This window comes from Thermoanaerobacter sp. CM-CNRG TB177 (genome assembly GCF_018588165.1).
Taxonomy (GTDB): Bacteria; Bacillota; Thermoanaerobacteria; order Thermoanaerobacterales; family Thermoanaerobacteraceae; genus Thermoanaerobacter; species Thermoanaerobacter thermocopriae.
The window spans coordinates 58,441-69,819 of the sequence record NZ_JAFCAC010000056.1 but is presented as its reverse complement, the minus strand read 5'-3'; the positions used below and the strand labels follow the sequence as shown (position 1 = coordinate 69,819).

Below are 11,379 nucleotides of genomic sequence, written 5' to 3'. Positions count from 1 at the left end.
AAGTCGCTCCTTATGCAAAATATCTCCTTTACGAAAGTTTGTCTACAGTCTGAGAGTTTAAAACTAAGCCCTCAGTTTGTTGACAAAGTATTATTATTTATTGGCATTTTTGCACAGTTTGCTCAGGGTGATAAAGTAGACTAAACTAAAACTCGACCTCGGACTCAGGCGGGGTTCCAGGCACATACGACTTCCCTGTCTCAGGTGCCCGCCTCCGCCGTCCTTGGCTGCGGCCTCGCCTTCGTCTGTCGGTCTCGCTAAGTTTAGTAACTACTTTATCACAGTCGCTTCACTTGTGCAAAACGCTAACAACCACATTTTATTCATAAAAAGGTTTGTCTATAATCTGAAGGGGCTTAAAACTGAGCCCTTACTTTGCTTTTTTCATATATTTCATTTATTGTCTTGTATATTCCCACAGAAATTATATCTGCCATTTTCATTACAGTTCTAAGTCTTGTATTTTGAAGCACCATGTATTCCATAAAACCAGAGATATTGACAATTCCTGTAACAAACATATCTCCTACAGGAGGCAGGTCTTTAGAAACCCCCGCTCCAGGCTTTATAGGTCCTTTTCCAACAGAGATATGACCTACGTGGTTTAAAGAACCCAAACAAGCGTCTATCGCTATCATAAAAGGACGTCCATAATTTAAATTTATGTACTTTAAAACCTGATGTATGTTTTTTGCATGTAGTGGTTCTTCTAAAGTACCAAAGACATGGGCTTTTCCTTTAAGAAGAGGCTTTAGTTTATGACCAATTAAAGGTCCCAAGCTATCCCCTGTGGACCTATCAGTTCCTATACACAGCAAAACTATTTCTTTTCGATAATCGTATAGTTCTGTCAAGCAGTTAGAAAAAAATTTATAAAAATGCCCCAAAGCATTTTTGTCTTCTATATTTATAAGCTCCATATGATTCTCCTTTCTTTAGGTGATGAGTCTTTCAAATATATTTTTGGCAACTATGTAAAATTAAATACAGGTAATTTCCGGTTTTTAATTGTTGAAAAACCTTTCTTACTTGTGTAATATATAAAATATAAAGAAGGTAAAGCGGGTGATATGATGGAGGCAATAGTCCAACTATACCAAAAATTTTTAAGTCTTTACGATATAAAAATATTAAAAGTAACTTTCGATATCATAAAAATTTTAATTATATCCTTTGTAGGTATAAAAATAGGGGACATACTTATATCAAGGTTTTATAAATTACAGGCAAAAGGAAAAATACAGCTTCCTGAAAGAAAGATAGGCACTTTAATGTCTCTTACCAAAAATATATTGAGATATGTCATTTATTTCATAGCAGCTGCTTCAATACTAAAAATTTTCAACATAGATATGACATCAATATTGGCAGTTGCCGGAATTGGCAGTTTGGCTATAGGTTTTGGTGCTCAAAATCTAGTCAAAGACGTGATTTCGGGGTTTTTTGTAATATTTGAAGATCAGTTTGGAGTTGGGGATTATATAACGATAAATAATTTTTCGGGTCTTGTTGAAGAAGTAGGACTTAGAACAAGCAAAATAAGGGATTTTTCGGGTGATTTACATATAATACCAAATGGAGAAATAAAGACTGTAACAAACCATACACGAGGCAGTATGAGAGCGCTTGTAAATGTAGGTGTTCCTTACGAAGAAGATGTTGATAAAATAACAAATGTGCTTAAGCAAATTTGTGAAGATATAAAAAAATCCAGAAATGATATAATAGACGGTCCTACAGTTTTGGGAATTACGGATTTTCAAGATTCACAAGTTTTAATAACTATTGTTGCAAAAACAGAGCCTATGAAGCAATGGGAAGTTGAGAGGGAGATAAGATATCGGATAAAAAAAGTATTTGATCAAGAAAAAATTGCATTTCCATATCCTCATAGAGATATTACAATAAAAAATAATGATACATAACTTAGTTAGCAACGTTTGCAAATGTATTAGTTTATTTGATTTGGAAGTTGAAAAAATTAATTGAGGTGATTGCTTTGCCAAAAGAACTCCACGTTGGAGATATTGTAAAGATGAAAAAAAAACATCCTTGTGGCTCTGACGAATGGGAAATTTTAAGAGTTGGCATGGACATTCGCATAAAATGCCTAAAATGCGGAAGAATGGTTTTGATGCCCAGAGCTAAATTTGAAAAAAGCATCAAAAAAATTTTAAAAACAGTTGAAAATCCCTCTGGACAATGATAGAATAGGGTTATAGATTGCCGCCTTGCCCTTTTTTGGGCCGTTTAGTCCAAAAGGAGGTGAAAAAATGAGGTCATACGAGACAATGTACATTCTCTCTCCAGATTTAAGTGAAGAGGAAAGAAAAGGCTTAATAGAAAGATTTAAAAACCTCATTGTTGAAAATGGTGGAGAAATAACCAATTTTGATGAATGGGGTAAGAGAAAGTTAGCATATCCAATTGACAAAAAACCTGAGGGATATTATGTACTGATGAACTTCAATAGCGACTCAAAGGTTTCTCAGGAATTGGAGAGAGTTTATAAAATTACAGATGGCGTTTTGAGATATTTAATAATTAGAACTGACGAATGATCGTTTATTAATATAAAAAGGTGGGTTAAAAATGTTAAATAAGGTTATTTTAATAGGCCGCCTTACAAAAGACCCTGTGATGAGGTATACTTCTGAAATGGTTCCTGTTACCACATTTACATTAGCGGTGAACAGGAATTATGTTAGTCAAAGCGGGGAAAGGCCTACAGATTTCATACCCATCGTAACTTGGAGAAAACTTGCAGAAATTTGTGCTAACAATTTAAAAAAAGGTAGGTTAATAGCAGTAACTGGAAGCATTCAAACCCGAACATGGGATGATAATAGCGGCAATCGGCACTGGGTTACCGAAGTGGTAGCAGATGACGTAAGATTTTTAGAGCCAAAATCTGGTTTTGGCAGCAGTAACAATGCTGAAGAAAATAAAGACTTGGATGAATACTTTGATAGCGTATTTGAAGATGTACCGGAAGAATTTGAGGGTTTTACACCTATTGAGAGTGAAGATGATTTACCTTTTTAAAAGGAGGTTGAAGGATGACAACAGCTAATACTACTGCAAAAGATAATGCGGCGACTACCAAGAAAAAGGGCAGAAAAGCGAAAAAGCGCGTTTGTGCTTTCTGCACAGATAATATAGATAAGATTGATTACAAAGATGTGGCCAGGCTACGTAAGTATATTACAGAAAGAGGGAAAATTCTGCCGAGAAGAATAACGGGAAACTGTGCAAGGCATCAAAGGCAGCTTACAAGAGCTATTAAAAGAGCAAGACAAATAGCACTACTACCATATACAGTAGAATAATGATATAATTATAAGAGGGCAATGCCCTCTTTTAGTTTACTGTTTAAAAAAGCTGTCAAAAATAAAGGTGGAATGGAAAAATGAAAAATAACCTTGAGATTGCCAAAAATATTATGAACATTGAAAATTTAAAAATAAACCTCTTGGGAAAAGTATATTCTCTTTTTAAAGCTTTTAATGAAGATGAAGATGGAGAAGTGTTGAGAGACAATCTTTGTGATATTTTAATTTTTGCCTACTTATTAGGAGAGAAATTGGGCTATGACTTTGAAGAAATGGATGAAGCGGTGATAAAAAAACTCAAACTTCAAGTTATTGATAAAAATGAAGGTGAATATAATTTTTCTGGACTACAAAGATACATAAATAGTAGAAAACGGGAGTGATTTAATGGATTTACGAAAACTTACCAATGCGGCAATGATGACAGCAATTGCTGTAATAATGACGTTAATAGGAGTGTATATTCCACCACTATTCGTACTGTTTTTTTTAATACCAGTTCCCGTTGCTATAACTTGTATAAGAAGCTCTAAATCTTATGCTATTGCATCATCTTTTGCAGTATTTATTGTAAATGTAATTTTTGTAGATATAGCTACAGCTTTTATAAGTTTATTTTTTGCCTTTCAAGGACTTGCTATGGGCTATTTAATATTGAAAAAACGTAGAGCTAGTGAAACTGTTATTGATACCTCTATTGTGTCAATATTTGGGATAGTTATAATATTGTACTTAACAAAAGTAGCCTTCAAAGTAAATGTGTTTGATTTGTTTTTTAAGACAATTGATATAAGCACAAAAGAAGTATTATATATTTATCAAGGGCATCCAAACTTTTCGGCTATAAGAAGCAATTTATTAGCGGTTCAAGAAATACTAAAGATGACTTTACCTGCATCCATACTAGTTACAGTTGTGGCTGTTATTTTAGTTAATTATATAATTATATCCAAAGTCTTAAAAACTCAAAGGGTCTATATAGAAGCACTTCCTCCTTTTGAAGAATGGAAAATGCCTTATATAACAGGATGGATTTTTATTGGAGTGTTGTTATATCAATATTTTCTAAAGCAACCGGAAGCAATAACTACTAATATAATAGCATTGCTCTCTCTGGGTTTTACACTAGGAGGTTTGGCAGTAGTAAGATATTATTTAATTCATAGATTGAAGATGAAATCATTGGCTGCTAACTTAATCCTTGTATTTTTATTTCTTTTTCCTCTTACCTCTTGGTTACTTTTCGTAATAGGTATTGTGGATACTAGCTTGAATTTAAGAAAATATATGAATTAACAAGTTAAAAAACGAGAGGTGTTTTTGTGGACAAGAAATTTTATAAAGTAATTTCTTCTGTCAATGTGGTAAATATTTTGCTATCAGCTCTCTTAATAGCCATAATGTTTTACTACAACAAGATAATTGCTTTTATTTCATTAATCATTTTTCTTTTGGTGCTTTTACGTGATTACTACGAAATAAAGAAAAAACGTTTAGAGTTAGATAAATACATAGAAAATATATTTTTCAATGTTGACAAAGCATCAAAAAGCCTTTTAGCAAGGATGCCAATTCCTGCTGTTGTGTTAAATAGTAAGGGGGAGATCCTGTGGTATAACGTAAGCTATTCTCAGGCTTTTAATGAAAATGAAGAGATAAAAAAGCTGGTAAAAAAATACACAGAAGGCAAAGCAGATGAGAAAAAGAACCAAATAGAATTCAACGGTCGCTACTATTCTGTGTTAAAAATAGATTCTCAAACAAAAAGAAAAAAAAGAGAAGACTTAAGTTGTACTCTTTTGTTTCTTGATAACACTGAATACTTTAGGCTTAAAAAATCTTTAGCTTCCGATAGACCCGTGGTAGGGCATGTAATAATTGACAACTATGAAGAAGCGATGATGGCAGTAGAAGATATTAAAAAAGCGGTGGTTTCTTCAGAAATAGAAAAAAAACTTTCAGAATGGGCTTTTTCAATAAAAGCCTTTATGAAAAAATATGATGATGATAAATACTTTGTTATATTTAAAGAGGAAGGATTAAAGACGTTGGAAGAAAATAAATTTGAAATATTGGATAAAGTAAGAGAAATTGGGGAAGAAATAAAAATTCCTTTAACTTTGAGCATAGGAATTGGAGCGAATGCCAATGACTTTTTAGCCTTAAATGAATACGCCTCTAGTGCTTTAGACTTAGCATTAGGGCGAGGTGGAGATCAAGCAGTAATAAAAAGAGGAGATAAAATTTCATTTTATGGAGGAAGAACACAAGCTGTTGAGAAGAGGACAAAAGTAAAGGCGAGAGTAATTGCTCATGCCATAAGAGATCTTATAAAAGAATCTTCTACGATTTTTATAATGGGACATGACTTTATGGATTTCGACTCATTAGGGGCTGCGATTGGCATGTATAGAGCCTGCATGTCTTTAGGTAAAAAAGCCTATATAGTATTAGATAAGTCTAATGTAGCGATAGATGAATTGGTAAAGAAAATACAAAACACAAAAGGCTATGAAGATTTATTTATAAAAAGTAGTGAAGTTAAAAATACGGTAGACCAAAACAGCCTTTTAATAGTGGTTGATACCCATAGACCAAGTCATCTTACTTATCCCGAGATTGTAGATATTATAGACAGAATAGCTGTAATAGACCACCATAGAAGAGGAAAAGAGTTTATTGACAAAGCCTTGCTTGTTTATTTAGAGCCTTATGCTTCTTCTGCTAGCGAATTAGTCACAGAAATTTTGCAGTATATAGTAGACAAGATTGACATAAAACCTATAGAAGCTGAGGCTTTAATGGCGGGAATATCGGTGGATACAAAAAATTTCACCTTCAGGACAGGCTCTAGGACTTTTGAAGCAGCCTCATTTTTGAGAAGAAAGGGTGCAGATACAACCTCTGTTAAGCAGCTTTTCCAAAATGACATAGAGTCTTATATAATAAAATCTTCGATAGTGAAAAATGCCGAGATACTGGATAATGGCATTGCAATAGCAGTTAGCCCTCCAAATGCCAACAATCTCATCATAGCCCAAGCTGCTGATGAGCTCCTTACAATAAAGGGAGTACAAGCCTCTTTTGTTCTTTTAAAAAGAGAAGAAGATGTAGCCATAAGCGGACGCTCTCTTGGAGACATAAATGTTCAAATTATCCTTGAAAAGCTCGGTGGAGGAGGACATTTAACTGTTGCAGGAGCTCAGGTCAAAAAACCTATAGAAGAAGTACTGCAAGACTTAAAAAATGCTATTAAAGAATATTTTGAGGAGGAAGGGGAAGATAAATGAAAGTCATATTAGTGAAAGATGTTAAAAATATAGGTAAAGCAGGAGAAATTGTAAATGTCAGTGACGGCTATGGGAGAAATTATCTTCTTCCAAGAGGACTTGCCATAGAGGCTACAGAATCCAACATAAAAGTGCTTAATGAAAAGAAAAAGGCGGAAGAGAAAAAGAGACAGCAAGAATTAGAAGAAGCAAAAAAATTAGCTCAAGACCTTTCAAATATTAGCCTGGTTTTAAAAGTAAAAGCAGGAGAAAATGGCAAACTCTTTGGCTCTGTAACTTCGAAAGATGTAGAGAAAGCTTTAAAGGAGAAAGGCTTTGACATTGATAAGAAAAAAATATCTTTTGACGAGAGTATAAAGACTACAGGTACCTATTATGTAGACATAAAACTTTATCAAGGAGTCACAGCAAAAATGAAGGTAGATGTTGTGGCAGAGTAATTAAAGCAAGGGGGAATAAAGGATGGAGTGGAGCAAAATCCCTCCCCAAAACATAGAAGCTGAACAATCTGTCTTAGGGTCAATGCTTCTATCTAGGGATGCCATAATAGACGTTTCTGAAATACTAAAAGCAGAGGACTTTTATAAAGAGTCTCACAAAAAATTATTCGATGTAATGATGGAGATGTTTGAAAAAGACATCCCCGTTGACCTTGTGACAGTGGTTGATGAACTTAGAAAGCGTAACATGTTAGAAGCTATTGGCGGAATTGATTATATAGCAAGTCTGTCTTCAAATGTCATCACCACTGCTAATGTATCTTACTATGCAAAGCTTATAAAAGAAAAAGCTACATTGAGAAGACTTATTGAGGCCTCATCAGAGATTATGGAGTTAAGTTACGAAGGAGATGACGTAGAAACTGTCCTTGACATAGCAGAACAAAAAATATTTGATATAGCTCAGGGAAGAAACACTACTAATTTTTCACCTATAAAAGACGTGTTAATGAATACCTTTTATAAAATAGAGGAACTTTATAAAAACAAAGGACAGCTCACAGGTATTCCCTCTGGCTTTCCTGACCTTGACTTAAAAACTGCTGGCTTTCAGCCCTCTGACTTTATATTAGTCGCAGCAAGACCTTCAATGGGAAAAACCTCTTTTGCTTTAAATATTGCTCAAAATGCAGCTCTTTTGACAGGCCTTCCTGTTGCCATATTTAGCTTAGAGATGTCAAAAGAGCAGCTGGTAAACAGGCTTATCTGTTCTACTGCCAATATAGATAGCCAAAAGCTTAGGACAGGAAATCTTGATGAAGACGACTGGATGAAACTGGCGGCTGCGATGACTCCTCTTTCTAAAGCTCCTATTTACATTGACGACACTCCTGGAATTGGCGTAATGGACATAAGAGCGAAGTGCAGGCGCCTCAAACTGGAAAAAGGATTAGGGTTGGTGATGATAGATTATCTGCAGCTTATGCAAGGGAGAGGAAAGGCAGAAAACAGGCAGCAAGAAATTTCAGAAATATCGAGGTCTCTTAAAAGTTTGGCAAGAGAATTAAATGTTCCTGTAATTACCCTTTCACAGCTTTCCCGCGCACCTGAGTCTAGGTCAGACCACAGACCTATTTTGAGCGATTTGAGAGAATCTGGAGCAATAGAGCAGGACGCTGACATAGTAATGTTTTTGTACAGAGATGATTACTATCATAAAGATTCTGAAAAGAAAAACATAGCAGAAGTTATAATTGCAAAGCACAGAAATGGACCTACAGGTACAGTTGAACTTTTATGGCTTGCACAGTATACAAAATTTGTAAGTCTTGATAAATATAGAACGGAATAATCTTTAGTTTGCTTTTAAGAAGGGATGAAAGTCATTATGTCCGATTTTGATTACCTTAAAAAAGTCCCTTATTTTAATGAACTGGAGGATAAGTCCCTTGAAGAGATACATAAGATCTCTATCATAAAATCTTTTAAAAAAGGTTCTATTATTTTCATGGAGGGGGAAAAGGGAGAAGCTATATATTTTGTAAGATCGGGCAAAGTTAAAATATCAAAAACCTCTTCTACGGGGAAAGAGTACATTATTAAAATAATGGAAAAAGGAGACATATTTGCTGAATCTGTCCTATTTGTTGGTGGAGAATATCCTGCAACTGCAGAGGCTATAGAGGATTCCGAAGTAATTGTACTTAAAAATCAAGACATAGAAAATTTAATACTGAAAAATAGCGAAATAGCCTTAAGCATTATTAAACTTATGGCAAAAAGATTAAAAAATGTAGCTGTGATAATAGAAAATCTTGCTTTAAGAGATTCCATTGGCAGAACGGCTTCTGTGCTTCTTACATTCGCAAAAGAGAGAGGAATAAACACAAAAGAGGGAATTTTATTAGATTTAAATCTCAATAGGCAAGACCTTGCTAACATAGTCGGTACCTCAAGAGAAAATGTCACAAGGATTTTAAGTCAATTAGATAAAGACGGGGTAATACGCCTTGACAGGCAGAGAATATTAATTAAAGATATAGAAAAGCTTAAAGAGATGCTGTAGTGATATTTTTCCTTCCAATCACTAAAAAAATAACCTACAGGCACTTCAAGTTTTTCAGCTATATAAATAAGTTGCTCTAAAGAAGGCAATGTTTTGCCATTTTCAATTCTGCTTAAGACAACCCTATTCATAAATATCACCACATAAAGTTCATTTCAAGACTTTTTTGAGGATTTTCTGTTTTTTTGAGTATCAAAGAGATATTCATTAAAATTCTAACTTCCATATCACTGTAAACAAAATCAGCGTAATTGGAAAGAGCAGGGATAGTAACTTTCATTGCTTCTTCAAGCTTTTTCATAGCCTTTTCATAATCTTTATTGACAGTTTTTTCAAAAACAGATTCGGCGAGAAATAAAAGTTGTTTTTTCAATTTTTCTAAGAGTATCCCTATTAATAAAACTATACTCAGAAACATCAATTTGAGAAAGGCCTAAAGATTTTCTTATATTTTTCAATTCTTCCCCAAAGCCTTCCAGGTCATAATAAAACCCATCCATTTTTTAACACCCCATGCAGATTCAAATCGGCTTGTAATTGTTTCTTTTACCACGTATTATATAAATAAGGAAAGAAAAAGTAAAGGGAAGTGAGGATGGAATGAAAAAGAATAGGAGATAGAAGGGTAGTACCATTAGGAGAAGAGGATGCAATAGACTTGCATTATGTAATTCCAAGGGGAGTGACGTAAGTTTACACTAAAATTTAATTTTTAGGGCATTGATCATAAAATAGAAAAGACAAGAGATTAAAGATTCGATAAAAAGAATGGAAGGTGTCATATGAGAGTGAATTGTTACTTAAAGCTTAGTTTTCTTGGATAAAAGTTTTAAAAAAATGTAATTATAGTTTTACTGATTAGTATTAATATTATTCCAAGTTTTGCTGCTTTTACCCAGAATTATATACGTCATTATGCATGGTCAAGCGATTGGGGCATGAAAATTTTCTTTTTTACGTAAATTACAGTGCTTCTAATTACATTGATTACCCCATGAAGTCTATTGATGATCATTATGTTGCTGCTTTTAACAACTTGCCAAATCATCCTGAAATAGGTAATGGCAATTGTCACTTGGTAGGTGTTGATGTTGTTGATGCTAGTTCTGGAGTTTTAATTGGTACAATAGATACTTCAAAATTCGTAAAAAATCCGAATGGTTCGATTTGGAATCCAAATACATTAATATATTTTGATTTGTATAGTTCTTATACAATCAATTATTATTCTACGACAACAAAAACTGTTAATTCTACTGCAAAGACCCTTTTCCAATTAGATCCTAGTTGGATACCGAGTAGTTGGACTGACTATACGACTTTAACATTTAGCTTTTGAGGAGGTGAATTGAAGTGAAAAAAGGAAAAACTTTAATTTTAGTTAGTTTGAGTGTTTTTCTGATATTTATTTTAGCTATTGTTGCTTTTTCATTTTCAGCAGCAAATCCGCAAGAAAAAGCAAATGAATTACAATTTAATAATGTTGTGAAAAAAGTATCTGCTTTTTTTAAAAACAACAAGGATAAATTGCAGATTGGTGAAGGTGACATAATTGCAGAAGTTAATGGTGTACCGATATACAAAAATGAATTTGAATTGAGGAAGGGATTAGCATTAGCCTCTGGAGTGCAAGCAGATAATATAGACGATTATATATTGCAAAAATTGATTAGAGAAAAAGTACAAGAATATCTGGCAAGTAAATACAATATAAAAGTTTCGCAAAATGAGATAAATGCATATATAGAAAAAGAAAAGAAGGAATTTAACGAGTATCCCGAAGCAAAGAAAAAATTAAATGAATTGATTGCTGCAAGTGGAATGACAGAAGATGAATATTGGAATACTTATGAAAAATACAATGCAAGAAGGATATTGTTGTTTAACAAATTGTACGATTCTATTATAGAAGAAGGGATAAAGAGCGGGAAATTGAAAAAAGCCGAAGATATGACAAACGACGTACAAAATGAATACAAAAGGTATGTGGACAGTATAATAGATGAATATCTAAAAAGTGCTAAAATATCAATTAACAATAAATATAAAGATATGTTTAAAGACTTTTGAGAACATTGCCCAGACGCTGGGGAGGGTTCCTTATGTATGAAGACAAAAATTCCTCCTTAAAATAGGGTACTTCCTTATGTTGCCTATTAGAAAACTGTAATCCACACAGTTCACGTAGAGAAAGCTTCTTTTGAAGCCTTAAAGACTTTATTTTAGTGCCAATAGGAATATTCATAAATATT

15 protein-coding genes and 1 pseudogene are annotated in these 11,379 nt (G+C 33.6%); 13 read left to right on the top strand and 3 right to left on the bottom strand.

Annotated elements, in window-relative coordinates; translation table 11 throughout:
- Window positions 1-356 precede the first annotated feature (356 nt).
- Window positions 357-920 carry a spore protease YyaC gene (gene yyaC, locus I4N53_RS06215; RefSeq protein WP_214495855.1) on the bottom strand — a complete coding sequence of 188 codons (564 nt, stop codon included), beginning with the start codon at window positions 918-920 and terminating at the stop codon, window positions 357-359.
- Window positions 921-1,070: 150 nt separating this feature from the next.
- Here yyaC and I4N53_RS06210 point away from each other — a divergent pair, with 150 nt between their 5' ends.
- The 11 genes from I4N53_RS06210 to I4N53_RS06160 all read left to right on the top strand — a co-directional run bounded on the left by I4N53_RS06210 (window position 1,071) and on the right by I4N53_RS06160 (window position 9,127).
- Window positions 1,071-1,925 carry a mechanosensitive ion channel family protein gene (locus I4N53_RS06210; RefSeq protein ID WP_028992483.1) on the top strand — a complete coding sequence of 285 codons (855 nt, stop codon included), beginning with the start codon at window positions 1,071-1,073 and terminating at the stop codon, window positions 1,923-1,925.
- Between the two features lie 74 nt (window positions 1,926-1,999).
- A complete protein-coding gene (locus I4N53_RS06205; protein WP_003867429.1) occupies window positions 2,000-2,206 on the top strand; it encodes a DUF951 domain-containing protein in 207 nt (68 codons plus the stop codon).
- Between the two features lie 67 nt (window positions 2,207-2,273).
- Entirely contained in the window at window positions 2,274-2,561 is a 288-nt protein-coding gene (rpsF, locus tag I4N53_RS06200; RefSeq protein WP_012996264.1) for a 30S ribosomal protein S6, read from the top strand.
- Between the two features lie 31 nt (window positions 2,562-2,592).
- On the top strand, window positions 2,593-3,045 hold the full coding sequence (locus I4N53_RS06195) for a single-stranded DNA-binding protein (RefSeq protein WP_013151046.1): 453 nt from the start codon (window positions 2,593-2,595) through the stop codon (window positions 3,043-3,045).
- Window positions 3,046-3,059: 14 nt separating this feature from the next.
- Window positions 3,060-3,329, top strand: a complete 270-nt coding sequence (rpsR, locus tag I4N53_RS06190; RefSeq protein ID WP_013151045.1) for a 30S ribosomal protein S18 — start codon at window positions 3,060-3,062, stop codon at window positions 3,327-3,329.
- Between the two features lie 80 nt (window positions 3,330-3,409).
- Complete coding sequence (locus I4N53_RS06185; RefSeq protein WP_013151044.1) at window positions 3,410-3,715, top strand: MazG-like family protein; 306 nt, start codon at window positions 3,410-3,412, stop codon at window positions 3,713-3,715.
- 4 nt (window positions 3,716-3,719) lie between these two features.
- Entirely contained in the window at window positions 3,720-4,628 is a 909-nt protein-coding gene (locus I4N53_RS06180) for a YybS family protein (protein ID WP_214495854.1), read from the top strand.
- Between the two features lie 26 nt (window positions 4,629-4,654).
- Window positions 4,655-6,622, top strand: a complete 1,968-nt coding sequence (locus tag I4N53_RS06175; protein ID WP_013151042.1) for a DHH family phosphoesterase — start codon at window positions 4,655-4,657, stop codon at window positions 6,620-6,622.
- Window positions 6,619-7,062 carry a 50S ribosomal protein L9 gene (rplI, locus tag I4N53_RS06170; RefSeq protein ID WP_013151041.1) on the top strand — a complete coding sequence of 148 codons (444 nt, stop codon included), beginning with the start codon at window positions 6,619-6,621 and terminating at the stop codon, window positions 7,060-7,062. The genes I4N53_RS06175 and rplI overlap by 4 nt, the downstream gene beginning before the upstream one ends.
- Window positions 7,063-7,084: 22 nt before the next feature.
- Window positions 7,085-8,413, top strand: coding sequence for a replicative DNA helicase (dnaB, locus tag I4N53_RS06165; RefSeq protein WP_012996257.1), 1,329 nt, complete (start codon window positions 7,085-7,087; stop codon window positions 8,411-8,413).
- Window positions 8,414-8,449: 36 nt separating this feature from the next.
- Window positions 8,450-9,127 (top strand): Crp/Fnr family transcriptional regulator, encoded by a 678-nt coding sequence (locus I4N53_RS06160; protein WP_214495853.1) that lies wholly within the window; start codon window positions 8,450-8,452, stop codon window positions 9,125-9,127.
- On the opposite strand, the gene I4N53_RS12380 is transcribed toward I4N53_RS06160, so the two are convergent.
- The gene (locus I4N53_RS12380) at window positions 9,043-9,258 is read right to left on the bottom strand and encodes a helix-turn-helix domain-containing protein (RefSeq protein WP_083768298.1); all 216 of its coding nucleotides are present in this window, start codon (window positions 9,256-9,258) and stop codon (window positions 9,043-9,045) included. The genes I4N53_RS06160 and I4N53_RS12380 overlap by 85 nt on opposite strands.
- Window positions 9,259-9,278: 20 nt before the next feature.
- Window positions 9,279-9,627 (bottom strand): annotated as a pseudogene (locus I4N53_RS12660) (helix-turn-helix domain-containing protein); the annotation flags it as partial.
- Window positions 9,628-10,046: 419 nt separating this feature from the next.
- Between I4N53_RS12660 and I4N53_RS06145 the strand changes: the two are divergent.
- Window positions 10,047-10,466: a hypothetical protein gene (locus tag I4N53_RS06145; protein ID WP_009052068.1), complete on the top strand. Its 420-nt coding sequence runs from the start codon at window positions 10,047-10,049 to the stop codon at window positions 10,464-10,466.
- A 14-nt stretch (window positions 10,467-10,480) separates the two neighbouring features.
- The gene (locus tag I4N53_RS06140) at window positions 10,481-11,197 is read left to right on the top strand and encodes a SurA N-terminal domain-containing protein (RefSeq protein WP_009052069.1); all 717 of its coding nucleotides are present in this window, start codon (window positions 10,481-10,483) and stop codon (window positions 11,195-11,197) included.
- Window positions 11,198-11,379 lie beyond the last annotated feature (182 nt).

Bases quoted from the DNA above. Each gene is read 5' to 3' on its own strand.
- yyaC (WP_214495855.1), bottom strand. From the start codon at position 920: ATGGAGCTTATAAATATAGAAGACAAAAATGCTTTGGGGCATTTTTAT.
- I4N53_RS06210 (WP_028992483.1), top strand. From the start codon at position 1,071: ATGATGGAGGCAATAGTCCAACTATACCAAAAATTTTTAAGTCTTTAC.
- rpsF (WP_012996264.1), top strand. From the start codon at position 2,274: ATGAGGTCATACGAGACAATGTACATTCTCTCTCCAGATTTAAGTGAA.
- I4N53_RS06195 (WP_013151046.1), top strand. From the start codon at position 2,593: ATGTTAAATAAGGTTATTTTAATAGGCCGCCTTACAAAAGACCCTGTG.
- rpsR (WP_013151045.1), top strand. From the start codon at position 3,060: ATGACAACAGCTAATACTACTGCAAAAGATAATGCGGCGACTACCAAG.
- I4N53_RS06185 (WP_013151044.1), top strand. From the start codon at position 3,410: ATGAAAAATAACCTTGAGATTGCCAAAAATATTATGAACATTGAAAAT.
- I4N53_RS06180 (WP_214495854.1), top strand. From the start codon at position 3,720: ATGGATTTACGAAAACTTACCAATGCGGCAATGATGACAGCAATTGCT.
- rplI (WP_013151041.1), top strand. From the start codon at position 6,619: ATGAAAGTCATATTAGTGAAAGATGTTAAAAATATAGGTAAAGCAGGA.
- dnaB (WP_012996257.1), top strand. From the start codon at position 7,085: ATGGAGTGGAGCAAAATCCCTCCCCAAAACATAGAAGCTGAACAATCT.
- I4N53_RS06160 (WP_214495853.1), top strand. From the start codon at position 8,450: ATGTCCGATTTTGATTACCTTAAAAAAGTCCCTTATTTTAATGAACTG.
- I4N53_RS12380 (WP_083768298.1), bottom strand. From the start codon at position 9,258: ATGAATAGGGTTGTCTTAAGCAGAATTGAAAATGGCAAAACATTGCCT.
- I4N53_RS06145 (WP_009052068.1), top strand. From the start codon at position 10,047: ATGGTCAAGCGATTGGGGCATGAAAATTTTCTTTTTTACGTAAATTAC.